Here is a 26,483-nt window from a genome sequence, read left to right on the forward strand (position 1 = left end):
CGACGGCCAGAAGTGGCGAGTCGACCGGGGAAAGTGGCAACTCGGCGGGCGAGGGGGGCAGGTCAGGGGGTGACGTGCCAGTCGAGGGGGGCGGTGGGGTCGGGGACGTAGCTGCAGCAGGTGCCGGTACGGACGGCGCGGGACAGGTGTGCGCCGAGGTCGGGGTGGGCCTCGGCGACCCGGGCCAGGGCGTAGCGCAGCGAGCGGGTGACGCTGGTGCGGGCCCGCTCGGCGGTGCCGCCCGTCGTGCGCGAGCGGCCGCCGAGGCCGACCGCGCCGGAGAGCTCGGCGAGGAGGTACTCGCGGTCGCGCGAGGCCAGCTCGCGCCGCGCCTCGTCGTTGTCGCGCTCGGCCTCGGCGAGGTCGTCCTCGACCTCCCCCAACCTCCTCCGGTACGACGCCCGGGCCTCCTCGTCGAGCACCGGCAGCCCCGCTTCGACGACCGCGGCGCCGGCCAGGTCGACGGCGGGGAACTCCCGCCCCGGCGCGGCCAGCAGGGTGGCGAGGAGCTGGACGCCCTTGAGGTCGGGCAGCCACGCGTCGACACCGGAGTACCCGAGCCGCCACCGGTCCCCCTCGTGCGCCAGCGTCGCGCGTGCGCCGGGCACCGGCGACGCTGCCGGGGCCTCCAGCAGCGCGGCCACCTCCGCGACACGTCCCGCCGCCCCGAAGGCAACGAAGCCGGTCGACGCGGCCTGCCACTCCAGCCGCGCGAGGTCGTCGTTGCCGGCCGCCCGGTGGGCGTGGCCGAGGACGGTGCGGGCCACCGCGGCGTCGTACGGCGCCTCGAGCTCGGCCCACTCGGCGACCGCCTCCTGCGCGGTGTCGACCGCGGTCGCGGGGTCGCCGGTGAGCAGCGCGGCGCGGGCGCGGGCCAGCGCGGCCTCGGCACGGATGCCGGCGCTCGGGTAGTGCGCGAGGACGGTCGTCAGCTGGTCGGCGGCCGCGACCGCGGTCGCCGCGTCGCCGCGGTGGCAGGCGATCTCCGCCTCGGCGGCGAGGAGCGGCACCAGGCGCAGCTCCCCGAAGGGCGGCCGCTCCTTCCACGGCACGGCCATCGGGTGCTCGATCTCGGCGCGAACCATCGCCGCCGCGCCGGTCAGGTCGCCGCGCGCGAGCCGCGCCAGCGCCATGCCCGGCTGGGGGGACCACGCACGTGCGTGCGCCTCGCGGAAGGCCTCCTCGGCTCCGGCGAGGTCGCCGCGGCGCAGCCGGATGTTGCCGAGCTCGACGAGCGGCCAGCCGAGCTCGCGGCGCAGCCAGGGGCGCAGCTCGGCGCAGGCGGCCAGGGCCTCGTCCTCGGCGGCATCGGCCGGCCCGGAGATCCGCAGCAGCTCGGCGCGGTGGACGCGGCAGCGTCCATGGGTGGCCCCGAACGCCGGCCCCTGCCGCCAGCGGTCCATCACCTCGGTCCACTCCCGCGCGCGGTCGTGCCTGCCCAGCCACTGGGCAGCGCAGATGAGCTCGCAGTAGACGTTGCCGGTCGTCAGCGGGTCGAAGCGCCCCGCGCCCAGGTCCATCGCGAGCTCGTCGAGCAGCGCGATCCCCGCGTCGACGTCACCCGTGTGGATCGCCAGCCGACCGAGCGCCACGCGGCCCAGGCCGCGGGCGGGGTCGACGCCGAACCGCTCCCCCAGCTCCACCGCCTCCCGTGCCGGCTCCCACGCGGCGTCCGGGTCGCCGGACAGGAAGCGCTCGTAGGTCGTGGTGATCGCCAGCAGCGCGTGCACCGGGCCCGGCTCGGCGTCGGCGACCAGGCGACGGGCCCGCGCGACCCAGCCCCGCACGGGTGCCATCAGCCCGGTCTCGCAGAGCAGGTTGAGCGCCACGAGGGCGGCGGCGCGGGCGGCGGCGTCGGGACGTCCCGCGGCCAGCTCGGCGTCGTACACGCCTTCCCAGGCGGCCACGCAGCCGTCGAGATCGCCCGCGACGTAGCGCTCGAGGGCCAGCCGCTCGAGGTCCCCGGGGCTCGCCGCGGCGCTCACTGTCGCATTGTGACACCGGTTGTCACGCCTGAGGGGTGAACAGCTCCCGAGGAAAGGAAACCGCCATGCACGCCGCCACCACCGACCTCCCCGTCAAGATCAACGCCCTCGGCGCCCACGTCCGCCACCAGGGCGAGTTCGGCACCGCCTTCGGCACCCTCGCCGCCGAGCACCTCGTGCTCGCCGCCGGCGTCGACGTCGCGCCGCTGCTGGCCGGCCTCGACGACGGCCTGTGCTTCGCCCCGCACTGGGGGTACGTCGCCACCGGGCGCGTCGTCGTGACGTACGGCGACGGCAGCACCGAGACCTGCACCGCCGGCCAGGTCGTGCACTGGCCCGCCGGTCACACGGTGCGGGTCGAGGAGGATGCCGAGATCGTGATGTTCAGCCCCGCCGCCGAGCACAACGCCGTGATGAACCACATGCTCGAGGTGATGGCGACGATCCCCGCCTAGCGGCTGGCGCGTCAGGAGGAGAGGCGGGCGACGGCCGCATCGATGCGCTCGTCGCTCGCCGTCAGCGCGATCCGCACGTGGTGCGCGCCGGCCGCGCCGTAGAACGCGCCCGGCGCGACCAAGATGCCCTTCTCGGCGAGCTCGGCGACGAGCTGCCAGGCGTCCGGTCCGTCGGGGCCGCGGGTCGTCCAGAGGTAGAGCGACGCCTCGGAGTGCTCGATCGTGTAGCCCGCGGACTCGAGCGCGGCCCGCAGCTTCGTACGACGGGCGAGATAACGCTCGTGCTGCTCCTTGACGTGCGCCTCGTCGCCGAGGACGGCCGCCATCGCGTGCTGCGCCGGTCCGGGCATGATCAGGCCGAGGTTCTTGCGGACCGCGAGCAGCTCGGCGATGACGGCTGGGTCACCGGCGACGAACCCGCAGCGGTAGCCCGCGAGGTTGGAGCGCTTCGACAGCGAGTGGACGACGAGGATCCCGTCGGAGGAGCCGCCGGAGATGTCGGGGTGCAGGGCGGAGTACGCCTCGCCCTCCCACACGCAGTCGAGGTAGCACTCGTCGGAGACGAGCAGCACGCCGCGCTCGCGGCACCAGTCGACGACCTTCCTGAGGTGCTCCTTGGGGAGCACGCGGCCGGACGGGTTCGACGGCGAGTTGATCCACAGCAGGCTCGGCGTCTCGGGGCCGAAGGCGGTCAGCGAGTCGGTGGCGACGGCCTTGGCGCCGACCAGCGCGGCCCCGACCTCGTAGGTGGGGTAGGCCAGCTCGGGGTAGCCGATGACGTCGCCGGGGCCGAGACCCAGGAACGTCGGCAGCGAGGCGATGAACTCCTTGGAGCCGATGAGCGGCAGGACCTGGTCGAGGCCCAGGCCGGTCACACCGTGGGTGCCGGCGAGCCAGTCGACGACGGCCTGGCGGACCTCGGCCGTGCCGACCGTGAGCGGGTAGCCCGGCGAGTCGGCGGCCTCCGCCAGTGCGCGGCGGGCGACCTCCGGGGTGGGGTCGACCGGCGTACCGATCGACAGGTCCACGATCCCGTCAGGGTGTGCGCGCGCGGTGGCGGCGTACTGGGTCAGCTTGTCCCAGGGGAAGTCGGGAAGGCGGCCCGAGACGGGTTTCGAGGCTCGCTGCGCTCGCACCTCAACCATCGCAGAGCGGACTCAGTGGTCCTGGTTCTGCGGCTCGAGCGCGGCGACGAACTCGGCGTCCTTGTCGATCTCGCCCATCTTGGCGGCGCCACCGGGCGAGCCGAGGTCGTCGAAGAACTTCACGTTGGCGTCGTAGTAGTCCTTCCACTCCTCCGGCACGTCGTCCTCGTAGAAGATCGCCTCGACCGGGCAGACCGGCTCGCAGGCGCCGCAGTCGACGCACTCGTCGGGGTGGATGTAGAGCATCCGCTTGCCCTCGTAGATGCAGTCGACCGGGCACTCATCGACGCACGCACGGTCCTTAACATCGACGCACGGCTGCGAGATGATGTAGGTCATCGGTTCCTCCTGGACCAGGACTTCCACTACGGGGCTTCGGGCTCGACACGACGGATCCAATATGAAGGGGTTTCGTGTCGGGGAGCAGCCTAGTATCCCGACCGTGTCGGATGCGCGCAGACCCCCCGAAGATGGACATCCGTCCGGCCGGCACCTGCTCGGCCCGCACGTCATCGGCCAGCGGATCGTCGTACGCCGCCTCCTGCGGGGTCAGACCGGCCCGACCGGCGGTCCCGGGTTCACCGACCTGCTCGGCACCTGCCTGGCGTGGGGGGACGGTCGGTGCGTGGTCCAGCCGGAGTCCGGCGAGCCGGTCACCATCGCGATCGGCGACATCGTCTCCGGCAAGCCGGTGCCGCCGCGCCCCTCGACCCGGCTGCGGGTGAGCACCCGCGACGCCGAGGCACGCACCGGCGCACTGTGGCCCGACCTCGAGCGGATCCCTCTCGGCGAGTGGGAGCTGCGCTGCCAGCCCGATCCCGTGACCACCCTCCGCAAGCGGGCCAACTCGTGTCTCGCCATCGGCGACCCCGGCCGTCCCGTCGCCGAGGCGGCGCAGGAGGTCGTCGCGTTCTACGCCGCCCGCGGGCGCGACCCGCTCGCCCAGCTCGAGGCGGGCTCCCCCGTCGAGGACGAGCTGCGCGCGCTCGGCTGGCACGACCTCGGGTACGGCGAGTCGGAGCTCCGGCTCGCGGCGGTGTCGCGCGTTCGTCGTACCCTCGGGCGCCAGGGGAAGGCCGTCGAGCTCACCGCCGTCGACGGCCGCGCCGTCGCGAGCGTCGGCACCGGCTGCGACCCGCTCGCCGAGGCGCAGGCCCGGCTCGACGGCGACTGGCTCGGCATCTACGGCCTGACGGTCGACCCCGGCCACCGCCGGCGCGGCCTCGCGTCGGCGGTCCTCGCGGAGCTGCTCGACTGGGGCGCCGAGCAGGGCGCGCTGACGGCGTGGCTGCACGTCGAGACCGCCAACCCGGGCGGCCTCGCCTTCTGGGACGCCCTGGGCTTCGCGCCCCACCACACGTGCCGCTACTACGTCCCGCCGGCGGGAGCAGCGCTGGCATAGCCTCGCGCCATGAGGAGCAACCCGGCCGCGGAGTCGCGGCACAGCAGCGGCGGGCGGGCGTGGTTCGAGCGGTTCGTCGACCGCATCAACGACCACATCAGCCGGGCGCCCTTCTTCGGCGTCATCGTCGTCGCCCTCGCGGCATGGGCGCTCAGCAAGCCGTTGTGGGGAAGCACGACGAAGTGGGAGCTCGGGCTCCACACGGGATCCGCGATCCTCTCGCTGCTCCTGCTGGTCCTCCTCGAGAACGCCGGCCGGCGCGGCGAGGAGGCGTCGCAGGAGAAGCTCAACGTGATCGCCGAGGCGCTGTCCGACCTGATGTCCCACCAGGCCGGCGACTCCGAGGAGCTGCGCGCCTCGGTCCGCCGGCTCCGCGACGCCGTCGGGCTCGAGGAGCGGCACTGACCGACGCCGGCCTCACCCGCCGAGCGACTCCAGCGCGTCGCCGGTGAGCCGGTAGGTCGACCACTCCTGCATCGGCCGCGCACCGAGCGCCTCGTAGAACTCGATCGACGGCGTGTTCCAGTCGAGGACGGCCCACTCGACGCGGCGGTAGCCGCGGTCGACGGCGATCCGGGCGAGCGCGGTGAGCAGCGCCTTGCCCAGGCCGCTCCCCCGGGCTGCGGGATCGACGAACAGGTCCTCGAGGTAGATGCCCGGCACACCCGTCCAGGTCGAGTAGGTGCGGAACCACAGCGCCATCCCGACGACAACGCCATCGGCCTCTGCGACCAGCACGTTCGCCACCGGGTCGTCGCCGAACACCCAGCGGTGCAGGTCGGCCTCGGTGGTCTCGACCGCGTCCGGCTCGCGCTCGTAGTCCGCGAGGGCGCGGATCAGCCGGAGGACGTCGGGGACGTCCTCCGGCCGCGCGAACCGGACACCCTCGGGGAGGGCGGTCCCGGTCTCAACGTGCACGCACTCAGCCCTTGGCGAGGAAGTTCAGCAGGTCGTGGCGCGTGAGCACCCCGACCGGCTTGCCGTCCTCGTGCACCAGGACGGCGTCCGCCGACTCCAGCAGCGGGACCGCCGCCGTCGCGTCCTCGGTCGAGCCGATCGTCGGCAGGGCCGGCGACATGTGCTGCTCGACCGAGTCGTTGAGCCGGGCCTTGCCGGTGAAGAGCGCGTCGAGCAGGGCCCGCTCGGAGACCGAGCCCGCCACCTCGGCCGCCACGACCGGCGGCTCGGCGCGCACGACGGGCATCTGCGAGACGCCGTACTCCTGCAGGATGGCGACGGCCTCGGCGATCGTCTCGTTGGGGTGCGTGTGCACGAGGGCCGGCAGGCCGGCGGTCTTGCTGCGGAGGACCTCGCCGATCGTGCGGGCGGGCTGCGGCTGGCCGGTGCTGAAGCCGTACTGCGCCAGCCAGTCGTCGTTGAAGACCTTGCTGAGGTAGCCGCGGCCCGAGTCGGGCAGCAGCACGACGATCACGGCGTCCCTCTGGCCCGCGTCGGCGAGCTCCTGCGCCAGCTGGCGCGCGGCGAAGGCGGCCATGCCGGACGATCCGCCGACGAGCAGCGCCTCCTCGCGGGCGAGGCGGCGGGTGAATGCGAACGAGTCGGCGTCGGAGACCTCGATGATCCGGTCGGCGACCTCGCGGTCGTAGGTCTCGGGCCAGAAGTCCTCACCGACGCCCTCGACGAGGTACGGGCGGCCGGTGCCGCCGGAGTAGACCGAGCCGGCCGGGTCGGCGCCGACGACCTGGACGTCCTTGTTCTGCTCCTTGAGGTAGCGGCCGATGCCGGAGATGGTGCCGCCGGTGCCGACGCCCGCGACGAAGTGGGTGATCCGGCCCTCGGTCTGGCGCCAGAGCTCGGGCCCGGTCTCCTCGTAGTGGGAGCGCGGGTTGTGCGGGTTGGAGTACTGGTCGGGCTTCCACGCGCCCGGCTGCGCCGCGAGGCGGTCGCTGACGTTGTAGTAGGAGTCGGGGTGCTCGGGCGGGACGGCGGTCGGGCAGACGACCACCTCGGCGCCGTACGCCTTGAGGACGTTGCGCTTGTCCTCGCTCACCTTGTCGGGGCACACGAAGATGCAGTGGTAGCCCTTCTGCTGCGCCACCATCGCGAGGCCGACTCCGGTGTTGCCGGACGTCGGCTCGACGATCGTGCCGCCGGGCTTGAGGGCGCCGGACTCCTCGGCAGCCTCGATCATGCGGGTCGCGATCCGGTCCTTCACCGAACCGCCGGGGTTGAGGTACTCCACCTTGGCCAGCACCAACGGTCCGTCAGCGGGCAGGTCGAGGGAACGGTTGAGCCGGACCAGCGGGGTGTTGCCGATCAGCTCCAGCAGGGATTCGACGTACTCCATGCCATCACCGTATCGGTGGATCCGTAGAGTTGCCGCCGTGAGCAAGGCGTCCGCAGCCCGCAAGCTCGCCTCCGCCGCGTTGTACGGCGGCGGCGGGCTCTCCGCGCTGGGCGCCGGCCTCTACGGCGTACTCACCGCGGAGGCCCGGCTGGCGCGCAAGACGATCGGTCCCGCGCGCGAGGAGCCGCCCCCGGACGCGACCGGCTGGTACGGCCGCGGCCGCCCCGGTCCCGCCATCCGGATCGCCCTGCTGGGCGACTCCAGCGCCGCGGGCTACGGCGTCGACCGGGTCGAGGAGACGCCGGGCGCGCTGATCGCCTCCGCCGTGGCCGAGCACGCGAACCGCCGTGTCTACCTGCGGGAGTTCTGCGTCGTGGGCGCCAAGTCCTCCGACCTCGCCGCGCAGGTCGGCCGCGCGCTGCCGATCGAGCCCGACGCCGCCGTGATCCTCATCGGCGGCAACGACGTCACCCACACGATGCGGCCCTCGCACTCGGTGCGCTACCTCTCCGAGGGGGTGCGCCGGCTGATGGGCGCCGGCGCCAGCGTGGTCGTCGGCACCTGCCCGGACCTGGGCACGGTCCAGCCGATCGCGCCGCCGCTGCGCCAGGTGGCGCGCGCCTGGTCGCGCCGCCTCGCGGCGGCCCAGACGATCGCGGTCATCGAGGAGGGCGGCCGGACGGTGTCGCTCGGCGACGTGCTGGGTCCCGAGTTCGCCGCAGCCCCGGCGCTGCTGTTCGGCCCCGACCAGTTCCACCCGTCCGCCGAGGGTTACAAGGCCCTCGCCGGCGTCCTGGTCCCGTCGGTGCTCGCCGCTCTCGAGCAGGTCCCCGACGAGGAGGTCGCCCTCGAGGCCTACCGCGGCGAGGGCGTCCTGCCGATCACCCGCGCAGCCGTCCAGGCCGTCAACGAGCCGGGCACCGAGCTCGACGGCACCGAGATCGGCGGCCGCCGCGCCGGCGTCCGCGGCCTCTGGGTCGAGCTGCGCCACCGCCGCAGCCGCCAGCACGTCCCCGGCGAGGCCCCGGCCGAGCACGAGGGCGCACCCGTCGCCGACTGAGCGGCTCCTCACGTCCGCATCTGGTCGCGGTTCACCTACCGAATTTGTCGCGCTTCGGCGCTGTCGAGAGCGAATTCGGTAGGTGAACCGCACTTCCCGGCAGGCCTGTGGAGGACGACCGCCCGAGGCCGGCGATCTGGCCGAGGCTGGGCCGATGGAGCTGAACATCACCCGGCCGGACATTGTCGTCCCGGTGCCCGTCGACCCGTCGGGGCGCAACGGTCCGACTCCGGGCCAGGCACGCGGGCCGCGTTGGCGTGGGTCGTCCTGCGGCCTCTTCGTGCCTGCACATGTCGGTCAAGGCTCGGTCCTACAACGGATCGTGGAGGCGGTCGCGAGTGCCCCCGAGGGCAGCGGGGCCACGGGCTGGGCCGCCTTGCACTGGCAAGGAGCGCGATGGTTCCCCGGGTGCACAGCAGGCGGCGAGCCCCTCCCGGTGCCGGTCGCCATCGGCGACTCGGTGCACCTCGCACGCCGTCCGGGAGTCCAGCTGTGCCGGGACTGGCTCTTCGACGGCGACATCATGCGCGTTGACGGTCTTCCGATCACCCGTCCCGAGCGATCGATCTGCGTCGCGGCTCTACGCGCGCGATCCATGGAGGAAACCGTCCAGGTCATCTGCATGGCCATGGCAGACGACCTGGCCAGTCTCGACGAGCTCCGCGACTACGCCGCGCGGATCAAGGGTCGCCCGCACACTCGACGCCTCAACACTGCGCTCGAAGTGGCTGACGAGAACGTCTGGTCGCCGATGGAGGTCACCATGCTGATGCGCTGGCGGCAGCGCCACCCCGTCGCCACACTGCTGTGCAACGCACCCATCTTCGACCCGGCCGGCAGCCATCTCCTGACGCCCGACCTGTTCGACGCGGAGGCAGGCGTCGTCGGGCAGTACGACGGACTGATCCATGAGCGACGGACGGTACGACGCCGCGATCTCGAGACGGAGGAGCTGTGTCGGGAACTCGGCTTCGAGCTCGTCACGATGCTGTCCACCGATCTGCGGGACCTCGGCTCCTTCGAGCGCCGGCTCGATGCGGCGTACGCGCGCGCCCGGCGGCGCCACGCCGGGCAGGGCTGGACACTGGACCAGCCGCACTGGTGGGTCGACACCTCGTCCGTCCAGGCACGGCGCGCGCTGGACGAGGAGGACAGGCAGCGGTGGCTTCGACGGACCTCCGCGTGAGGTCGGGTGGTACGACGCACCTACCGAATTCGTCGCGCCCTGATCCCCTTGGCGACAAATTCGGTAGGTGAACCGCAAAACACAACGGCCCCGGCCCCACCGAGGTGGGACCGGGGCCGTCGTACGAAGCGGTCGGTCAGTCCTGCTGGAGGATCGCGAGGATCCGGAGCAGGTTGGTGTAGATCCAGACCAGGCTGACGAGCAGGCCGAACGAGGCCCGCCACGACTCGCGCTCCGGCAGGCCGTTGCGGACACCCTGCTCGACGAAGTCGAAGTCGAGGATCAGCATGAACACACCGAGCACGAGACCGGCGATGGCGAAGACCAGGCCGAGCGCGCCGTCCTCGAAGAGGCCCAGGTTGCTGCCGAAGAGGCCGAGCACGACCTCGAAGAGGCTCAGGGCCACCATGCCGAACATGGCCGCGATGACGAAGGTGCGGAACTTGTTGCCGACCTGGATGTCGAAGAACTTGTACGCCGCCAGCGTGCCACCGAAGGCCGCGAACGTCCCGATCACTGCCTGGACGACGATGCCGCCGCCGTAGACCGCGTTGAACAGCTCGCTGAGCGCGCCGAGCGCGACGCCCTCGGCGACCGCGAAGGCCATGACGAGGCCGGGGCTGATGATCCGCTTGAACGAGTTGACCAGCGACAGGATGAAGGCCGCGCCGCTACCGATGACCGAGGCCGCCAGCAGGCTGGACGGGATGCCCGTCTCGGGGCTGATCGCCGGCGTCACGAGCCACGTGACCGCGGCGGCGAGGACGGTGATGCCGATCGTGATCGACGTCGACTGGACGACCGAGTCGATGGTCATCCGGCCCGTTCCCGTGGTGGGGGTCGGGGCGGGCCGGCCGTAGCCCGGGTAGGGCTGGCCGGGCTGACCGTAGCCCGGCTGCTGGCCGAACCCCTGGTACGCGCCTGCACCGCTCCGGTTGAACTCCTCCGAGCGCCGGAACACCGGGTTGTTGCTCTGCATGATCTCCTCCGCAGGTCTGCGAATCGTCTCGAGGCCCCCAGTCTAGGGGCCTGATGTTGGTGGAACGCCTGACCGCGGCGTTTGGTTCCCGCGTCAACGTCCGGTGATCTGCACCGTGACCTCCTGCCCCGCGACGTCGGGACGCACCTCGATCCGACCGCCCGTGCCCGGCGCCCAGTGACCGCCGGTCACCCGGACGTCGTACCCGCGGGGATAGTGGAGCGGGCTGACGAAGATCTCCGTCGGGGCGTCGATCGCGTTGGAGCGGTAGCGGTAGGAGAAGGCGCCGGTCGCGGCGTCGAAGTCCATCGCGAGCGGGGTCCCGGCGGTCGCCTGCGCGTAGGTGCGCACCAGGACGCGCAGCTTGTCGGTCTTGACCGAGGAGAAGTCGGTGTCGTCGTGGAACATGCCCTGCGCGTCGTCGGCGGTCGTCGGGTCCTGCCACTGCTTGTAGGCCCAGTGGGTCCAGCCCATCAGGTTGCGGTCGGCGACGGCAGCGTCGATCTCGACGGCGCGGATGTTGTCCGTGGCGCCCCACTCGCTCATCAGCGGCGCCGCGTTGATCCGCTCCGCCTGCGCGAGCGCCGTGGTGGTGCGCTCCTGGCTGAACCTCCAGCAGTTCTCGACGTCGCCGAGCGGCAGGCCCTGCGACTCGAGGAAGACGTCCTGGCAGTAGTTGTGCCACGAGTAGCCCAGCTGGTCCTCCCCCGCCATCGGCTCGAGGAAGGTCGGCACCTTCTGGCCGGCAGCGAGCTGCTGCGGCTCCCACCAGACCACGTTGTCGCCGTCGACCTGCCGGATGGCGCGGGTGGCCTTCTCGTACGCCGGCTGGAGCTCCTTGGTGTAGCTCGCCTTGCACCCGAAGGAGATGCAGGTGAGCCACTCGAGTCCCATCCACGGCTCGTTGATGAGGTCGTAGCCCATCAGGTAGGGCTGGTCCTTCCACCAGCCCGCGGCCACCTGCCACGCCGCGGCCCAGTCGTCGATCCCGCGGTGCTTGTTGGCCCAGAACTCGTCGAAGACGAGCGAGTTCTCGGGCGTCCAGTAGCCGATCGGGAAGGGCAGGTTCAGCGGCGGCAGCAGGGAGAGCGCCGTCGGCCGGTGCAGCGCCCAGTCGGGGACCCCCTCGCCGCCGTACGTCTCGTGCCACTGGTCCTGGTGCATGTCGAGCTGCATCCAGATGCCGCGGTCGGCGAGCAGGTCCATGACCCGCTGCCAGCCCTGGCGGTACGACGGGTCGCCCACCCCCGGCGCGTCCGGGGTGATCCCCGCCCACAGGGTCCCGAGCCGTACGCCGTTGAAGCCGTACCGCGCGAGCCACTGCGCGTCGGCCGCCGTGAAGCCCTCCGCGGTCGCGGGCGGGACGTAGGGGTCGAGCTTCCACACCAGGTTGAAGCCGTGGACGATCACCACCCGGCCCTGGTCGTCGACGAGCCACCGGCCCTCGCGGCGCAGCTGCGGCTCGTCCTCGTCGGCGCTCGCCGCCGGCGCGGACGCGGCGGCACCGACCAGGCCGAGCAGCAGCGCGAGCGCGACCACCGCGACGCGTCGCAGGAAACTAGAACAGGTTGCAGGGAGCACGCCCGGCAAGGTACTCCAGCGAGGTGACGCGCGTCACCCCTCGGCGCGGCCCTCTCCCCGTCGCAGCCGGACGACGGTGTCGCGCACGTGGAGCGGGCCGTCGGCCGTCTCCTGGACGCGGTCGGGAGTCTCGGCGACCTCGACCGTCCACGGCGAGCCGGGCTCCCCCACACCGAGGGCACCGAGGACGCGGTCGGGCTCGAACAGCAGGCCCGGCCCGTGGTCATGACGGCTGCCGCTCTCGACGTCGTGCGGGTGGTGGGCGGTGACCAGCAGCCGGCCGCCGGGCGCGACGGCGTCGGCGATGCCCCGGTAGATGGGCACGAAGTCCTCCACCGGCACGTGGAGGAAGCTGACGGTGACGAGGTCGAAGTGGCGGCGCCCCGCGGGCCGCGGGTCGTCGAGCGCGTCGTAGAAGCCGAGCTTGAGGCGGTCGGCCACGCCGGCGTCCTCGGCGTGCTGCGCGACCTTCGCCAACGCCACCTGGGAGACGTCGACCGCGGTGACCTTCCAGCCCTGCGCGGCCAGCCAGATCGCGTCGCCGCCCTCGCCGCAGGCGACGTCGAGCGCGGTGCCCGGCGCCAGGTCGGCGACCTGCTCGACCAGCCGCTGGTTGGGCCGGCCGCTCCAGACGCGGTCGCTGCCGGCGTACCGCTCGTCCCAGAAGCCGGCGGTCAGGGCGTTGCGGAGGGCCTCGAGCGAGCTGTCGTGCTGGTGGTCGTGCTCGTGGTCGCGGTGGTGACGGTGCATGGGTCAACTGTGCTGGTTCAGGTGGACCTGAAGTCAACCGACCCGCCCCTGCTGCTCCCAGCAGCAGCCCTCCGCCGTCGGCAGAATCCTCTGGTCCCGGTGCCGGAGCCGACGCAGGGTGGCGCCATGACCCACGACAACGGCCCCCGGCTCTTCGACGACAAACGGCGGCGCGAGCTCTTCCAGCAGCGCGTGCTGGTGATGGACGGCGCGCTCGACGACGACAACGGCGTGGTCCTCGCGACCCAGCTCGTCGAGCTCGCGACCGCCGACCCGAACGCCGACATCGCACTGTGGATCCACTCGCCCGGTGGCTCGGTCCCGGCGATGCTCGCGATCCGTGACGTGATGCGCCTGGTCCCGTGCGACGTCTCGACGCTGGCGCTCGGCGTCGCCTGCAGCGCCGGGCAGTTCCTGCTCTCGTCCGGCACCCACGGCAAGCGCCGGGCGCTGCCGCACTCGCGCATCCTGATGCACCAGGGCTCGGCGGGCATCGGCGGAACCGCCGCCGACGTGGAGCTGCAGGCCGAGGACCTGCGGCACATGCGCGACACCGTCCTCGGCCTCATCGCCGAGGACACCGGCCAGCCGGTCGAGCGGATCTTCGAGGACTCGCTGCGCGACCGCTGGTACACCGCCACCGAGGCGCTGGACTACGGCTTCGTCGACGAGGTGGTCTCCACCTTCGACGCCGTCGCCCCACCTGTACGACGCCCGGTCGGCCTCGGCACGTTCACGACAGGAGTCTCGCGATGAGCAGCTACACCATCCCCAACGTCATCGCCCAGCACCCGCGGGGCGAGCGGATCATGGACGTCTACTCGCACCTGCTGACCGAGCGGGTCGTCTACCTCGGGACAGCGATCGACGCCGGGGTCGCCAACGCTCTCGTCGCGCAGCTGCTCTTCCTCGAGGCCGACAACCCGGACCGCGACATCCAGCTCTACATCAACTGCGAGGGCGGCGACCCGAGCGCGATGCTCGCCGTGCACGACACCATGCAGTACGTCCGGCCGCAGGTCGCCACCACCTGCGTCGGCCAGGCCGTCGCCGTCGGTGCGGTGCTGCTCGCTGCGGGCGCGCCCGGCAAGCGGGCGGCGCTCCCCCACGCCCGGGTCGTCCTGCACCAGCCGGCAGCGCAGGGACGCGGCCCGATCCCGGACCTGATCCTGCAGGCCGACGAGGTGGTGCGGGTGCGGGCCGACATCGAGCGGATCCTCGCGAGGCACACCGGTCAGGACGTCGGCACGCTGCGCGCCGACACCGACCACGACCGGGTGTTCAGCGCCGATGCCGCGCGAGACTACGGGCTGATCGACCAGGTGATCGCGGAGCGGTCGCCCGTGCTGGCGTGAGTCCGCGCCGGTCAGGCGGCGAGCGCCAGCGCGGTCACGCCGGACGGGACCGACCGCAGCGGGCGGGCCGGGCGGGCGTCGTACAGCTCACCGGCGACGGCGGAGGTGAGGTCGAGCAGCGAGCTGCCGAGCGCGCCGGTCACCGCGGCGATCATCTCGCTGCTCGGCTCCTTGAGCCCGCGCTCGATCTCGGAGAGGTACTGCGGGGAGATGCCCGCCCGCTCCGCGGTCTCGGTCAGCGTCTCGCCGCGCTCACGCCGCAGCCGGCGCAGCTCGCGACCCAGCAGGTCCCGCCAGAGCGGTTCGGTGTCGTCCTCGGCCATGCCTCATCGTAGGTCGGCCGGGCCGACCGCCGGGCGGGTCGCGGAGGAGTTCTGCTGTGGGCAGAAGAGGTGCCCCCGCCGGGATTCGAACCCGGACTGCGCCGAGTTTAAGTCGGCTTCCTCTGCCAGTTGGGATACGGGGGCGGGCGGTCCGCAGCGGGACCGGTCACTCCTATAAGTAGGTCTGGCGGGGGTAGATCGCGTGCGCGCCCGCGACCCGGTCGAGGAACAGGAACCCGTCGGTGTGGTCGATCTCGTGCTGCAGCGCGCGGGCCTCGAAGGCGTCGGTCGCGAACTCGACCTGCTCACCGGTGCCCGGCAGCTGGCCACGGACCGTCAGCCGCGACGCGCGCTTCACGTCGCCGGTGAAGTCGGGGACGCTCATGCAGCCCTCACGGGCCTTCTCGTTGCGGCTCGACTCGACGACCTCGGCGTTGCAGAGCACGAAGGTGCCGTGCAGGGTGCGGGACTTCGGGTGCTCGGTGACGTCGACGCAGAAGACCCGGACGCCCACCCCCACCTGGTTGGCCGCGAGGCCCACGCAGCCGGGGCTGACCCGCATCGTCGCGACGAGGTCGGCGGCGAGCTGGACGATCTCGGCCGAGGTCGGGTCGACGTCGGCACCGCGCGCGGACAGCACGCCGGCCGGTGCCTTCACGACGTCGAGGACGCGGCCCTCGACGCCGAGCTCGGCCTCGGTCCAGGCCGTGACGCGCTCACTGCTCACAGCTCGTCGGCCTCGGCCGCGCGCAGGGTGGCCGTCACGCCGACCCGCTCGGCCGCGGCACGGATGGCACCCTCGACCGCCGAGACGTCGGCGCCGACCGGCAGGTCCAGCTCGGCGACCAGCAGGTAGAGGTCGCCCGCGAGGCGCGTGGTCAGGTCGGTGATGTTGCCGCCCGCGGACGCGACCTGGCCGACCACCTCGGAGACGATGCCGGGGCGGTCGCCGCCGTGCACGGTCAGCACCCACGACGTACCCCCGGCGCCGGGCGCGACCTCATCGGCCACCGGGCGCACCGAGACGTCGAGGTCACCGCCGGCCGCGAGCGACGCGAGCGCACCCTCGATGGCCGGCGCCTCGACCGTGCCACGGCACAGCAGCATCATCGCGAAGTGCCCGCGCAGCAGCGTCATCGTGGAGTCCTCGATGTTGAGGCCCAGCTCCGCGAGGCCCGCCGTGGTCTCGGCGATGATGCCCGGCCGGTCGTGGCCCAGGACGGTGACGGCGTACAGGTCGTTGCTCACGGGCCTCATCATCCCAGCCCCTCAGGCAGACGCCACCTCGCGGGCGCGCTCGAACACCGCGTCGGTCATCGGCTCGGTCAGCCGGCCGGTGAAGGTGTTGTGCTGGCTGGGGTGGAAGCAGCCGAGCAGCGTGACGTCGGTACGACGGGAGCGGCGCGACGCCGGAGCGAGCACCACCTCGGCGCCGTGCCCGAAGCGCGGGCGCGGGCGCGGCTCCACCCAGCCCGCGCGGCCGAGCGCCCGCAGGGAGGCGTCCCATCCGATCGCCCCCAGCGCGACGACGACCCGCACCGACGGCGCCAGGATCGCCAGCTCCCGGTCCAGCCAGGGCGCGCAGCTGGCGCGCTCCTCCGGCGTCGGCTTGTTGGCCGGCGGGGCGCAGCGGATGGGCGCGGCCATCCGCACGTCGTGCAGCTGCAGCCCGTCACCGATGTGCGTGCTCGTCGGCTGGTTGGCCAGCCCGACGCGGTGCAGCGACGCGAACAGCCAGTCCCCCGAGCGGTCGCCGGTGAACATCCGCCCGGTCCGGTTGGCGCCGTGGGCGGCGGGGGCGAGCCCGATCACGACGATCCGGGCGTCGGCCGGCCCGAAGCCGGGCACCGGGCGCGCCCAGTACACCTCGTCGGCGTACGCCGCCCGCTTCTCCCGGGCGACCCGCTCCCGCCACGCCACCAGGCGGGGGCACCTCCGGCAGCGGACGACGCGTGCGTCCAGCCGCGCCATCGCCTCGCCGGGATCGGTCACAGCAGGGACCAGGCGATCCCGTCGAGGATGTCGGTCTCCGCGACCGTGACGGAGGGGACGGCGATCCGGCCGAGCACCATCGAGACGATCAGCGCGCCGGCGTCGATCACGTCGGCGCGGCCCGGGTGCATCCACGGCAGGGCGCGACGCTCGGCGACGCTCATCGCGAGCAACCGGCCGACCAGGCGCTGCACGTCGGTGACGGCGAGCTCGCGGCCGTGGATGAGGTCGCGGTCGTAGTACGGCAGGTCCAGGACCCCGGCCGCGATGGTCGTGTTGGTGCCGGCGACCGCGATCACGGTGGCCGCCGCAGCCGGGTCGACCGGGCAGGCGTCGAGCGCGGCGTCGATGTCCGTCACGATCGCCGCGATCTCGACCACGTCGACGGGGTCGTGCCGCACGTGGCGCTCGTGCAGCCGGACGGACCCGATGTCCATCGAGTGCGCGGCGGTCGGTCCGGCCGCTGGGTCGCCCAGGATCAGCTCGGTCGAGCCGCCGCCGATGTCCACCACGAGCACGGGCCCGGGGACCGCGTGACCGATCCCGCGGACGGCGCCGTCGAACGCGAGGCGGGCCTCCTCCTCCCCCGACAGCACCTCGGGCACGACACCGAGGCGGGACAGGACACCAGCGGTGAAGACGGCGGCGTTGCCGGCGTCGCGGGTGGCGGAGGTGGCGCAGAAGCGGAGCCGCTCGACCCCGGCGTCGGCGATGATGGCGGCGTACTCGTCGATCGCGGTGAACGCGCGCTCGAGCGCCTCGGGCGCGAGCACGCCCGTGGCGTCGACGCCCTGGCCGAGCCGGATCATCCGGCTCTCGCGGCGCACGCCTTCGGGGTCGTCGGCGGGGTTGCCGACCAGCAGCTTGATGGTGTTCGTGCCGCAGTCGATCGCGGCGATCGGGCCGGTCACCGGGAGGTCGCGATCACTCGGACGCGACGGCTTCGTCGACCGTCACGCACGGCCCCTTCGCCCACCACTCGCCGAGCATCTCGAGGACCTCGTCGCCGAACGGGTTGACGCCCGGTCCCGCCGCCAGGGCGTGGCCCGCGAGCACGTGCAGGCACTTCACGCGGGTGGGCATGCCACCGGCGGAGATGCCCTCGATCTCGGGCACGTCGAAGCCGCCCGCCTCGGCGATGGCCGCCCGGTCGGCGAGATAGGCCTCGTGGGCGGCCTGGTACCTCGCGGCCAGCTCCGGGTCGGCGGTCAGCCGGTCCTGCATCTCCTTCATGACGCCCTCGGCCTCGAGCGTGCCGATGCGGGAGGTCGCCCGCGGGCAGGTCATGTAGTAGGTCGTCGGGAACGGCGTGCCGTTGGGCAGCCGGGGCTCGGTCGTCACGACGTCCGGGTTGCCGCACGGGCAGCGGTGCCCGATCGCGTGCACGCCCCGGACCGGACGACCGAGCTGGGCGGCCATGATGGCCTCGTCGGTCTCGCGCTCGGTCACTCTGCTGGGTCCTTCAGGTCTTCCTTCGGCGCCTCGATCTCGTCCTTCGGAGCGGGCACCTTCGTGGGCGGGTTGCCGGCGAGCTTCATCGAGTCCCACGCCTCGTCGTACCAGGAGCGCTCGTCGGGATCGGCCACCGTCGACGGGTCGCCGAGCTCGGCCGAGGCGTCGATCGGCTGGCCGTCGGGACCGAGGGCGACGAAGGGCGTCTCCCCCTTGGGCACGTAGCCGAAGCGGGCGCGGGCCTGCTGGCGGACGTACTCCTCGTCCTGCCAGCGCTCCTTCTCCCGCTTGAGGTCGGCGATGGTCGCCTTGCGGTCGTCGATCTGGCTCTGCAGGGCGTCGATGTGGTCGCGCTGCTGCAGGTAGGCCCGCAGCGACGACGCGTAGGAGACCGCGAGGACCGCCAGCACGAGCACCAGGATCGCGGCCCGGCCGGTGAGCCGGGACCTGCGCTGGTGCTCGGCGCGGGCGCGCACCAACGCGGCCTCACGGTCGCGGGCGGCCTTCTTGCGCTCGGCCTTCAGGCGCTCGGCGTACCGCGGCCCGGACCGCCCCGCTGCGGGGCGGCCCGGCTTGCGGGACGTACGGCGCTCGTCGGCCATGGCTCAGGCTCCGGTGGGCTCAGCCCTGGTAGCGCGGGAAGGCAGCGGCGCCGGCGTAGCGGGCGGCGTCGCCGAGCTCGTCCTCGATGCGCAGCAGCTGGTTGTACTTCGCCACCCGCTCGGACCGCGCCGGGGCGCCGGTCTTGATCTGGCCGCAGTTCGTCGCCACCGCGAGGTCGGCGATGGTGGTGTCCTCGGTCTCGCCCGAGCGGTGGCTCATCATGCAGCGGTAGCCGTTGCGGTGCGCGAGGTCGACGGAGTCGAGGGTCTCGGTCAGCGAGCCGATCTGGTTGACCTTCACCAGCAGCGCGTTGGCCTGGCCGCCGGCGATGCCGCGCTGGAGGCGCTCGACGTTGGTGACGAACAGGTCGTCGCCCACGAGCTGGGTCTTGTCGCCGAGGGCGTCGGTGATGGCCTTCCAGCCGTCCCAGTCGTCCTCGTTGAGCGGGTCCTCGATGCTGACGATCGGGTAGTTGGCGACGAGGTCCGCGTAGTAGGCGATCATCTCGTCGGCCGACTTCTTGGCGCCCTCGAAGGTGTAGGCGCCGTCGTCGAAGAACTCCGAGGCGGCGACGTCGAGCGCGAGGACGACGTCCTTGCCCAGCTCGTAGCCGGCCTTGGCGACCGCCTCGCCGATCAGGTCGAGGGCGGCGCGGTTGGACTCGAGGTTGGGCGCGAAGCCGCCCTCGTCGCCCAGGCCGGTGGCCAGGCCCTTGTCCTTCAGCACCGACTTGAGCGCGTGGTAGACCTCGGCGCCGACGCGCAGCGCCTCGCGGAAGGTGGGCGCACCGATCGGCGCGATCATGAACTCCTGGATGTCGACGTTGGAGTCGGCGTGCGACCCACCGTTGAGGATGTTCATCATCGGGACCGGCAGCAGGTGCGCGTTGGGGCCGCCGACGTAGCGGTAGAGCGGCAGGTCGGCCGAGTCGGCCGCGGCGCGGGCCACCGCCAGGGAGACGCCGAGGATGGCGTTGGCGCCGACCTGGGCCTTGTTGGGCGTGCCGTCGGCCTCGAGCATGACCTGGTCGATCAGGCGCTGGTCCGCGGCGTCGAGACCCTCGATGGCCGGGCCGAGCACCTGGATCACGGCCGTCACTGCCTGCTGGACGCCCTTGCCGGCGTACCGGTCGCCGCCGTCGCGCAGCTCGACCGCCTCGAAGGCACCGGTGGACGCGCCACTGGGCACGGCGGCCCGGGCGAAGGACCCGTCATCGAGGAGGACCTCGACCTCGACAGTGGGGTTGCCGCGCGAGTCGAGGATCTCGCGAGCGCCGACGGCTTCGATGGCTGCCACTTCAGATGTGCCTTCCGGTGCGGGGGACGTCGCGGACCAGACTAGTGCGCCGGGCGGCCTGCTTCCGGCAGCGCCCACCGCGCGTTCCGGACGTTCCCCGACGGGGCGCGGAGCCGACCCGGCATGCTGGTGCCGTGACCGAGCCCGAGAACCGGCCCCGCAGCCGCCGCCCGCACTGGGTGTACGACGCCGGGCAGGAGCCCGAGGCGCGCGACTCGCTCGCCAACGAGCGGACCTTCCTGGCCTGGCTGCGCACCTCGCTCGCGCTGGTGGCGGGCGCCGTCGCGGTCAGCTCGCCGGCGCTGGAGTTCTCGGTGACCGCGCGGCTGCTCCTCTCGCTGGGGCTGGTGCTCGTCGCCGCCGTGGCGCTCGGCGTCGGGTGGCACCGCTGGACCAGGACCGAGATCGCGCTGCGGACGAACTCGACGCTCCCGGGCTTCACGGGGGGCATCGTGGTGCTGGCAGCCGTGGGACTACTGATGGCAGGGGCGCTCGCATCCGCCGTCGTCAGCCACTGATCAGTCGCGGGCCGACACCTGCGGGACGGCGCCGAAGACCGCACCGAAGAGCCGCTCGCACCGCGCGCTCATCTCCTCGGGCGCGATGCCGGGGTGCTCGCACCACCAGGTGACGAGCGAGGCGAAGACGTTGCTCCACACGGTCGTCATCGCGTCCAGGTCGAGGGCGTCGTCGTCGCCCGCCAGCGACAGCAGCTCGCCGACGCCCTCGCGCGCCAGCTCCTCGAGCCGCCGACGGTAGGAGCCGCCCAGCTCCCCTGCTCCGTCGGTGGTCGGCGCGGTCGGGTCGTTGGCGACGGCCCAGGCCCACGGCCGCTCCGCGAGCACCACGAAGACGCCGTCGAGGGTGACCAGCGCGCGGCGCAGGCCGACGGCACCCAGGCCCGCCGAGCGCTCGATCTCACCGATCAGCAGGTCGGCGGCCTCGCGCAGGCAGCGCTCGAAGAGGCCCTCCTTGGAGCCGAAGTAGTGGTAGATCAGCGGCTTGGAGATGCCGGCCTCGCGGGCGATGTCGGCGACCGACGTGGCAGCGAAGCCCCGCGCCCCGAAGACCCGGCCGGCGACGTCGAGGATCTGCTCCTCCCGGTCGGCCCGGGCGACGCCCTTGGTGCCCGAGCGGCGTGCAGAGGTCATGCGGATCACCCTACCGGGGGAATTGACTCCGTGGTAACTTACCCACGAGTCAATTCAAGGAGACCCGATGCACGACCTGCTCGACCCGATGAAGAACCCGGTGACCTACGCGATCCCGTTCTTCCTCCTGACGATCCTGATCGAGCTCGCCGCCCTGAAGTGGCTCGACCACGACGACGACCCCGTCACCGGGCAGCCGCCGACGGGCTACCTCGGCAGGGACACCCGCACCAGCCTCGCCATGGGCCTGGTCTCCCTCGTGTTCACGCTGGCGTTCAAGGTCGGCTCGTTCCTCGTCTACACGCTGGTCTTCGTGCACCTCGCGCCGTTCGAGCTCCCCACCGACGCGTGGTGGTACTGGCCGGCCGTCATCGTCGCCGTCGACCTCGGCTTCTACCTCTCGCACCGCTTCGTGCACCGGGTCAACGTCGGGTGGGCCGCCCACCAGGCCCACCACTCCAGCGAGTACATGAACTTCGGGACCGCGCTGCGCCAGAAGTGGAACCCCTGGTTCGAGTTCTTCTTCTGGCTGCCGCTGCCCTTCCTCGGCTTCTCGCCGTGGACGATCTACGTCGCCTTCGGCTTCAACCTCGTCTTCCAGTTCTTCGTGCACACCGAGACCATCGGCAGGCTCCCGCGCCCCATCGAGCTGGTCTTCAACACCCCGTCGCACCACCGCGTCCACCACGGCTCGGACCCGGAGTACCTCGACAAGAACTACGCCGGGATCCTGATCATCTGGGACCGCATGTTCGGCACCTTCCAGCCCGAGCTGCACCGCCCGACCTACGGCCTCACGAAGAAGGTCGAGACCTACAACCTGCTGAAGCTCCAGTACGGCGACTACGCCCAGATCACCCGCAACGTCCGCAACGCCGGCTCGTGGAGGGAGCGGGCCGGCTACGTCTTCGGACCGCCCGGATGGGCGCCCGAGGCCAGGGCCGGCGAGCGGCTCAGCGCAGCAGGTGCTGACTGAGGTCGCCGGTGAGGTCCGCGCGCATCGTGCGGCTCTCGAAGCGCCACGCACCGTCGGCCCGCCGGAAGGTGTCGGCGTAGCGGCCGACGATGATCGCCTGCAGGGGCAGCGCGTCGGTCGCCTGGAAGACCGTGTACGTCGACGCGGCGCTCGCCGCCTCGCCGCCCGGATCGGTCTCGACGACCACGTTGGTGGTGACGTGCCGCGTGCGGGGCGTGCCGTCGTCGTACAGGCGGACGAGGGAGCGGTAGAACGCCTCGACCGCCGCGCTCCCCTCCGCGAGGGTCACCGGACCGTCCGGCGTCTCGCCGCAGATCCGTCCCTCGCGGAACAGCTCGCCGACGGCGGCGAGGTCACCGGCGTCGACGGCGTCGGCGTAGGCGAAGAGCAGGCGCTCGATCGCGCGGGCGTCCTCGGCGCTCATCCGGCACTCGCCTCAGGCGTCGAGCCCGAGCTCGCCCATCCGCTCCATGTGCCGCTCGGTGAGCCGCGTGAACATCCGGCCGAGCGCGGCCAGGTCGAGGCCGGGCCGGTCGGTGCCTCCGGCGAGCAGCGCCGTGAGCGCGTCGCGGTCGGCGGCCACACGCTGCGCCTGGGTGAGCGCCTCCCCCATCAGGCGGCGGCCCCACAGCGCGAGGCGGCCGCCCAGCCGGTGGTCCTGCTCGATGCCGGCCCGGACGCGGTCGACGACGAAGGCGGCGTGGGTGCCCTCCTCCATCGACGTGATGACCAGGTCGCGCGTCTCGGGGTCGAGGTACGCCGCGATCTCGCGGTAGAAGTCGTTGGCCAGGCCGTCGCCGACGTACGCCTTCACCAGGCCCTCGTACCAGTCGGCCGGGGCCGTGTGGCGGTGGAACTCGTCGAGCGGCTCACGGAAGGGCTCCATGGCCACGAACGGGTCGGCGCCGAACGCCCGGATCCGGTCCGACAGCGCGTGCACCTTGGTCAGCTCGCCGCTCGCCATGCTGGCCAGGTCGACCTTGTCGGCGAGGCTCGGCGCGAGCTTGGCGTCCTCGGCGAGCCGCTCGAAGGCGGAGATCTCGCCGTAGGCGATCGCGGCCAGGAGGTCGACGACGGCCTCCCGGTAGGCCGGGTCGGCGTCGGCGGTCAGCGGGGTCGCGTCGGCGGATTCAGCCATGCGCCGAGCGTACAAGTACGATGATGTACGGCGAGAGCCAGTCCGGTCCCCCGATCGTGACCGGCCCGCCCGGGCAACCTGCCCACGTATGTGCGCGGCTGAGTGTGAATCGGCCGCTTTGATTCTGGCGCCTGCCACCCGGCCGACGACACTCACGAAAGCGAACAGAACACTGACTTCCAACGACATCACTGCTGCGTCCAGCGAGGCCACCGAGGCCACCACCGAGGCCGCGGCACCCACCTTCCGCGACCTCGGCGTCATGCCGCAGATCTGCGACGCGCTCGACCGCGCGGGCATCATCCACCCGTTCGCCATCCAGGAGATGACCCTCTCCGTGGCGCTCCTGGGCACCGACCTCATCGGCCAGGCCCGCACGGGCACCGGCAAGACCCTCGCCTTCGGCATCCCGGTCATCCAGCGCAGCATCGCGCCGTCCGACCCCGACTACGCCGAGATCCCGCAGGGCAAGCCGCAGGCGCTCATCGTCGCGCCGACCCGCGAGCTCGCCCTCCAGGTCTCCAGCGACCTGACCCTCGCCTCGGCCGACCGCGGCCTGCGCGTCCTCACCGTCTACGGCGGCGTCGGCTACGAGCCCCAGATCGAGGCCCTCGAGGCCGGCGTCGACATCGTCGTCGGTACGCCGGGCCGGCTGATCGACCTCGCCAACCGCCGCGTCCTCGACCTCTCCCACGTGCACGCCCTCGTGCTCGACGAGGCCGACGAGATGCTCGACCTCGGCTTCCTGCCCGACGTCGAGAAGCTGCTCCGGATGACCCCCGAGACCCGGCAGACGATGCTGTTCTCGGCCACCATGCCGTCCGCGATCGTCGCGCTGGCCCGCATCCACATGCGCCACCCGATGAACATCCGCGCCGAGTCGTCGTACGAGAACGCGACGGTGCCCGCCACCGCGCAGTTCATCTACCTGGCCCACGACCTCGACAAGCCGGAGATCATCGGCCGCGTCCTGCAGGCCGAGGACGCCGGCAAGGTCGTCATCTTCACCCGCACCAAGCGCCAGGCCCAGCGCGTCGCCGACGACCTCGTCGAGCGCGGCTTCAAGGCCAGCCCGCTGCACGGCGACATGGCGCAGGTGGCCCGCGAGAAGGCGCTGACCAAGTTCCGCGAGGACAAGATCCAGGTCCTCGTCGCGACCGACGTCGCCGCCCGCGGCATCGACGTCGCCGGCGTCAGCCACGTCATCAACTACACCTGCCCCGAGGACGACAAGACCTACGTCCACCGGATCGGCCGCACCGGCCGCGCCGGCGCCTCCGGCATCGCGATCACGCTGGTCGACGCGACCGACGTGCACCGCTGGAAGATGATCAACAAGGCGCTCGACCTGCCCTTCGACGAGCCGGTCGAGACCTACTCCACCTCCGAGCACCTCTACCACGACCAGGGCATCGCCCCGGGCACGAAGGGGCGCATCGCTCCCCCGGCCCCGCCGGCGCCGCGCGCAGACCGTGGTGAGCGCGGCGAGCGTGGTGGCGACCGTGAGCGTCGTCCGAGCGGCGAGCGCAACCGCAACCGGACGCGCACCCGCACCCGCGGCGGCCAGCCGGTCGAGGGCGAGAAGCCCGCGACCTCCGCGGCCTCGTCGGCCTCGTCGGAGTCGGGCGCGGGCGAGGGTGCCGAGCGCCCCGCCGGCGCGAGCCGCAACCGCCGCCGTCGTCGCCGCAGCAGCGGCTCGGGCGGCCAGGCTGGCGCCGGCAACCAGAGCGGCGCCGCGGAGTCGCAGACCGCCTGAGGCAGGCACCAGCAACGCGTCGTCGGCGCGGACCGGGCAACCGGTCCGCGCCGACTGCCGTTCTCAGGCCGTGACGACGACCGTCGTACCGATGGGCGCGAACTCCCACAGCGCGATCGCGTTGCTGCGCTCCTGGCGGATGCAGCCGTGGGACTGCGGGGTCCCGAGCTGGCCCAGGGTCTGGACCGGCTTGCCCTCGTCGACCGGGATCGTGTGGAAGCCGATGGCGGCACCGCCGGTGCCCTGGGTGAACCGGACGAAGTACTCCATCGTCCCCGAGTCGTCGATGCCGACGGCGTTGCGGCTGCGGGAGTAGACCGAGTAAGTGCCCTCGAAGAGGTTGTCGGTGAGGCTGCCCGAGACGAGGTAGGTGCGCACGATCTTGCCCGAGTCGTCGACCAGCCAGACCCGCTGGCGGCCCTCGCTGAACACGATCCGCCTGCCCTCGCCGGAGTCGGGGGGCAGGCCGGTCGTCTCGCTCAGGGCGGCGATCCGGCTGCCGTCCACGTCCACCAGCCCTCGGCTCGGCGTGGACGCACGGGCGTCCGTGCGCTCGGGGGTGGCCTTCGGCGCCGACTCCTGGGCCGTCGTGGTGAGTGAGGCCGCGGCGTCGGAGCGGTCACCGCCCGAGGGCAGCAGGCCGAACCCGCCGGCGACGGCCACGGCGGTCACCGCGACCGAGGCGCCCAGGGCGGTGATCCGGCCGTAGCGGGGGCGGACCTTCGTCGCCCTCCGCTTGCCCGCCACCGGTGCCCGGTGGCGGCCCTGGGGGTGTGCCCGGTGTGCGCCCACGGCTCAGCGGGCCGCCCGGTCGAGGAGGGAGCCGGCCACGTCGCGGTAGGCCTGCGCACCCTTGCTGCTGCGGCTGGTCGCGAGGATCGAGCGGCCGGCGGCCGGCGCCTCGGCGAACTTGATCGTCTTCGGGATCGGCGGCTCGACGACCTCGAGGTCGTAGGTCTCCGAGATGGTGTCGAGCACCGCGCGCGCGTGGTTGGTCCGGCCGTCGTACAGGGTGGGGAGGACGCCCCAGACCGCGAGGTCGCGGTTGGTGAAGCGGCGTACGTCGTGCACGGTGTCGAGCAGCTGGCCGACGCCGCGGTGCGACAGGGTCTCGCACTGCAACGGGATCAGCACGCCGTTGGCGGCCGTGAGCGCGGCCACCGTCAGCACGCCCAGCGAGGGCGGGCAGTCGAGCAGCACCCAGTCGTAGTGCGTGCCGGCCGCGGCGAGGTCCTCCATCACGCCGCGCAGGACGTGCTCGCGGCCGGTGCGGGTCAGCAGGTCGGCCTCGGCGCGGGCCAGCTCGATCGTGGCCGGGAGCAGGTCGACGCCGTCCTCGGTCTCGATGATCACCTCGTCGACCGCCGTGCCCTTGGTCAGCACGTGGTGGACCGAGAGCTCGAGGTCCTCGGGGTCGATGCCCAGCGAGAAGGTCAGGCAGGCCTGGGGGTCGAGGTCGACGAGCAGCACCTTCTGGCCCCGTTCGGCGAGGGCCGCACCGATCGACGCCACGGAGGTCGTCTTGGCGACGCCACCCTTCTGGTTGGCGACAGCCAGGATCGTGGAGCGGGGGGCCTTCGCGTTCATCAA

General features: G+C 72.6%; 31 protein-coding genes and 1 tRNA gene. 10 read left to right on the top strand and 22 right to left on the bottom strand.

Features of this window, described 5'->3' with window-relative positions; all coding sequences use genetic code 11:
• Positions 1–62: 62 nt before the first annotated feature.
• Entirely contained in the window at positions 63–1,985 is a 1,923-nt protein-coding gene (locus AC2YHB_RS21770) for an ATP-binding protein (protein ID WP_179650354.1), read from the bottom strand.
• A 65-nt stretch (positions 1,986–2,050) separates the two neighbouring features.
• On the opposite strand from AC2YHB_RS21770, the gene AC2YHB_RS21775 reads away from it, so the two are divergent.
• Positions 2,051–2,440: a cupin domain-containing protein gene (locus tag AC2YHB_RS21775; protein ID WP_179650353.1), complete on the top strand. Its 390-nt coding sequence runs from the start codon at positions 2,051–2,053 to the stop codon at positions 2,438–2,440.
• Positions 2,441–2,451: 11 nt separating this feature from the next.
• On the opposite strand, the gene dapC is transcribed toward AC2YHB_RS21775, so the two are convergent.
• Complete coding sequence (gene dapC / locus AC2YHB_RS21780) at positions 2,452–3,576, bottom strand: succinyldiaminopimelate transaminase (RefSeq protein ID WP_373366954.1); 1,125 nt, start codon at positions 3,574–3,576, stop codon at positions 2,452–2,454.
• 21 nt (positions 3,577–3,597) lie between these two features.
• Complete coding sequence (gene fdxA, locus AC2YHB_RS21785; RefSeq protein WP_036540981.1) at positions 3,598–3,924, bottom strand: ferredoxin; 327 nt, start codon at positions 3,922–3,924, stop codon at positions 3,598–3,600.
• A 103-nt stretch (positions 3,925–4,027) separates the two neighbouring features.
• On the opposite strand from fdxA, the gene AC2YHB_RS21790 reads away from it, so the two are divergent.
• Positions 4,028–4,987: a GNAT family N-acetyltransferase gene (locus AC2YHB_RS21790; RefSeq protein WP_179650351.1), complete on the top strand. Its 960-nt coding sequence runs from the start codon at positions 4,028–4,030 to the stop codon at positions 4,985–4,987.
• Between the two features lie 9 nt (positions 4,988–4,996).
• On the top strand, positions 4,997–5,392 hold the full coding sequence (locus tag AC2YHB_RS21795) for a low affinity iron permease family protein (RefSeq protein ID WP_179650350.1): 396 nt from the start codon (positions 4,997–4,999) through the stop codon (positions 5,390–5,392).
• Positions 5,393–5,404: 12 nt separating this feature from the next.
• Here AC2YHB_RS21795 and AC2YHB_RS21800 read toward each other — a convergent pair whose 3' ends face one another.
• Positions 5,405–5,905, bottom strand: coding sequence for a GNAT family N-acetyltransferase (locus tag AC2YHB_RS21800; RefSeq protein WP_179650349.1), 501 nt, complete (start codon positions 5,903–5,905; stop codon positions 5,405–5,407).
• A gap of 4 nt (positions 5,906–5,909) precedes the next feature.
• Positions 5,910–7,295 carry a cystathionine beta-synthase gene (locus AC2YHB_RS21805; RefSeq protein WP_179650347.1) on the bottom strand — a complete coding sequence of 462 codons (1,386 nt, stop codon included), beginning with the start codon at positions 7,293–7,295 and terminating at the stop codon, positions 5,910–5,912.
• Between the two features lie 37 nt (positions 7,296–7,332).
• Between AC2YHB_RS21805 and AC2YHB_RS21810 the strand changes: the two genes are divergently transcribed.
• Together AC2YHB_RS21810 and AC2YHB_RS21815 are read left to right on the top strand one after the other, a co-directional pair.
• The gene (locus tag AC2YHB_RS21810; protein ID WP_179650345.1) at positions 7,333–8,355 is read left to right on the top strand and encodes an SGNH/GDSL hydrolase family protein; all 1,023 of its coding nucleotides are present in this window, start codon (positions 7,333–7,335) and stop codon (positions 8,353–8,355) included.
• Between the two features lie 154 nt (positions 8,356–8,509).
• Positions 8,510–9,541 (top strand): hypothetical protein, encoded by a 1,032-nt coding sequence (locus tag AC2YHB_RS21815; RefSeq protein WP_218864739.1) that lies wholly within the window; start codon positions 8,510–8,512, stop codon positions 9,539–9,541.
• Positions 9,542–9,677: 136 nt separating this feature from the next.
• Here the strand turns inward: AC2YHB_RS21815 and AC2YHB_RS21820 are convergent, their stop codons facing one another.
• The 3 genes from AC2YHB_RS21820 to AC2YHB_RS21830 form a co-directional block, all read right to left on the bottom strand.
• Complete coding sequence (locus AC2YHB_RS21820) at positions 9,678–10,520, bottom strand: Bax inhibitor-1/YccA family protein (RefSeq protein ID WP_179650343.1); 843 nt, start codon at positions 10,518–10,520, stop codon at positions 9,678–9,680.
• Between the two features lie 93 nt (positions 10,521–10,613).
• Positions 10,614–12,101, bottom strand: coding sequence for a cellulase family glycosylhydrolase (locus AC2YHB_RS21825; RefSeq protein WP_179650341.1), 1,488 nt, complete (start codon positions 12,099–12,101; stop codon positions 10,614–10,616).
• Positions 12,102–12,134: 33 nt separating this feature from the next.
• On the bottom strand, positions 12,135–12,851 hold the full coding sequence (locus AC2YHB_RS21830) for an SAM-dependent methyltransferase (RefSeq protein WP_179650339.1): 717 nt from the start codon (positions 12,849–12,851) through the stop codon (positions 12,135–12,137).
• A gap of 126 nt (positions 12,852–12,977) precedes the next feature.
• On the opposite strand from AC2YHB_RS21830, the gene AC2YHB_RS21835 reads away from it, so the two are divergent.
• Both AC2YHB_RS21835 and AC2YHB_RS21840 read left to right on the top strand, forming a co-directional pair.
• On the top strand, positions 12,978–13,607 hold the full coding sequence (locus AC2YHB_RS21835) for a ClpP family protease (protein WP_487354610.1): 630 nt from the start codon (positions 12,978–12,980) through the stop codon (positions 13,605–13,607).
• Positions 13,604–14,206, top strand: a complete 603-nt coding sequence (locus tag AC2YHB_RS21840) for a ClpP family protease (protein ID WP_036540962.1) — start codon at positions 13,604–13,606, stop codon at positions 14,204–14,206. Before AC2YHB_RS21835 ends, AC2YHB_RS21840 begins: the two co-directional genes overlap by 4 nt.
• A gap of 11 nt (positions 14,207–14,217) precedes the next feature.
• Here AC2YHB_RS21840 and AC2YHB_RS21845 read toward each other — a convergent pair whose 3' ends face one another.
• The 9 genes from AC2YHB_RS21845 to eno form a co-directional block, all read right to left on the bottom strand.
• Entirely contained in the window at positions 14,218–14,529 is a 312-nt protein-coding gene (locus tag AC2YHB_RS21845; RefSeq protein WP_036540960.1) for a helix-turn-helix domain-containing protein, read from the bottom strand.
• A gap of 70 nt (positions 14,530–14,599) precedes the next feature.
• Positions 14,600–14,673: transfer RNA gene (locus AC2YHB_RS21850), tRNA-Leu, on the bottom strand.
• A 28-nt stretch (positions 14,674–14,701) separates the two neighbouring features.
• The gene (locus tag AC2YHB_RS21855) at positions 14,702–15,256 is read right to left on the bottom strand and encodes a peptide deformylase (protein ID WP_179650337.1); all 555 of its coding nucleotides are present in this window, start codon (positions 15,254–15,256) and stop codon (positions 14,702–14,704) included.
• Positions 15,253–15,777 carry a glycine cleavage system transcriptional repressor gene (locus AC2YHB_RS21860; protein ID WP_308645618.1) on the bottom strand — a complete coding sequence of 175 codons (525 nt, stop codon included), beginning with the start codon at positions 15,775–15,777 and terminating at the stop codon, positions 15,253–15,255. Before AC2YHB_RS21860 ends, AC2YHB_RS21855 begins: the two co-directional genes overlap by 4 nt.
• Before the next feature lie 21 nt (positions 15,778–15,798).
• Positions 15,799–16,521 carry a uracil-DNA glycosylase gene (locus AC2YHB_RS21865; RefSeq protein WP_308645617.1) on the bottom strand — a complete coding sequence of 241 codons (723 nt, stop codon included), beginning with the start codon at positions 16,519–16,521 and terminating at the stop codon, positions 15,799–15,801.
• On the bottom strand, positions 16,518–17,432 hold the full coding sequence (locus AC2YHB_RS21870) for a Ppx/GppA phosphatase family protein (protein WP_179650335.1): 915 nt from the start codon (positions 17,430–17,432) through the stop codon (positions 16,518–16,520). Before AC2YHB_RS21870 ends, AC2YHB_RS21865 begins: the two co-directional genes overlap by 4 nt.
• Positions 17,433–17,445: 13 nt before the next feature.
• Entirely contained in the window at positions 17,446–17,940 is a 495-nt protein-coding gene (locus tag AC2YHB_RS21875) for a DUF501 domain-containing protein (protein WP_179652408.1), read from the bottom strand.
• Between the two features lie 26 nt (positions 17,941–17,966).
• A complete protein-coding gene (locus AC2YHB_RS21880; protein ID WP_179650334.1) occupies positions 17,967–18,575 on the bottom strand; it encodes an FtsB family cell division protein in 609 nt (202 codons plus the stop codon).
• 19 nt (positions 18,576–18,594) lie between these two features.
• Positions 18,595–19,872: a phosphopyruvate hydratase gene (eno, locus tag AC2YHB_RS21885; RefSeq protein WP_179650332.1), complete on the bottom strand. Its 1,278-nt coding sequence runs from the start codon at positions 19,870–19,872 to the stop codon at positions 18,595–18,597.
• Positions 19,873–20,006: 134 nt separating this feature from the next.
• On the opposite strand from eno, the gene AC2YHB_RS21890 reads away from it, so the two are divergent.
• Positions 20,007–20,390: a YidH family protein gene (locus tag AC2YHB_RS21890; RefSeq protein ID WP_036540949.1), complete on the top strand. Its 384-nt coding sequence runs from the start codon at positions 20,007–20,009 to the stop codon at positions 20,388–20,390.
• Here AC2YHB_RS21890 and AC2YHB_RS21895 read toward each other — a convergent pair whose 3' ends face one another.
• On the bottom strand, positions 20,391–21,023 hold the full coding sequence (locus tag AC2YHB_RS21895) for a TetR/AcrR family transcriptional regulator (protein ID WP_487354611.1): 633 nt from the start codon (positions 21,021–21,023) through the stop codon (positions 20,391–20,393).
• Between the two features lie 67 nt (positions 21,024–21,090).
• Here AC2YHB_RS21895 and AC2YHB_RS21900 point away from each other — a divergent pair, with 67 nt between their 5' ends.
• Positions 21,091–21,999, top strand: coding sequence for a sterol desaturase family protein (locus AC2YHB_RS21900; RefSeq protein ID WP_179650326.1), 909 nt, complete (start codon positions 21,091–21,093; stop codon positions 21,997–21,999).
• Here the strand turns inward: AC2YHB_RS21900 and AC2YHB_RS21905 are convergent.
• Both AC2YHB_RS21905 and AC2YHB_RS21910 read right to left on the bottom strand, forming a co-directional pair.
• A complete protein-coding gene (locus AC2YHB_RS21905) occupies positions 21,977–22,423 on the bottom strand; it encodes a nuclear transport factor 2 family protein (RefSeq protein ID WP_036540941.1) in 447 nt (148 codons plus the stop codon). The genes AC2YHB_RS21900 and AC2YHB_RS21905 overlap by 23 nt on opposite strands.
• A gap of 12 nt (positions 22,424–22,435) precedes the next feature.
• A complete protein-coding gene (locus tag AC2YHB_RS21910; RefSeq protein ID WP_036540939.1) occupies positions 22,436–23,137 on the bottom strand; it encodes a ferritin-like fold-containing protein in 702 nt (233 codons plus the stop codon).
• A 262-nt stretch (positions 23,138–23,399) separates the two neighbouring features.
• Between AC2YHB_RS21910 and AC2YHB_RS21915 the strand changes: the two genes are divergently transcribed.
• Positions 23,400–24,893, top strand: coding sequence for a DEAD/DEAH box helicase (locus AC2YHB_RS21915; RefSeq protein WP_487354618.1), 1,494 nt, complete (start codon positions 23,400–23,402; stop codon positions 24,891–24,893).
• 63 nt (positions 24,894–24,956) lie between these two features.
• Here the strand turns inward: AC2YHB_RS21915 and AC2YHB_RS21920 are convergent, their stop codons facing one another.
• Together AC2YHB_RS21920 and AC2YHB_RS21925 are read right to left on the bottom strand one after the other, a co-directional pair.
• Positions 24,957–25,640, bottom strand: a complete 684-nt coding sequence (locus AC2YHB_RS21920; protein WP_487354612.1) for a L,D-transpeptidase family protein — start codon at positions 25,638–25,640, stop codon at positions 24,957–24,959.
• A 48-nt stretch (positions 25,641–25,688) separates the two neighbouring features.
• Positions 25,689–26,480, bottom strand: coding sequence for a ParA family protein (locus AC2YHB_RS21925; protein ID WP_487354613.1), 792 nt, complete (start codon positions 26,478–26,480; stop codon positions 25,689–25,691).
• Positions 26,481–26,483 lie beyond the last annotated feature (3 nt).

Source organism: Nocardioides sp. SRI_004, assembly GCF_057586415.1.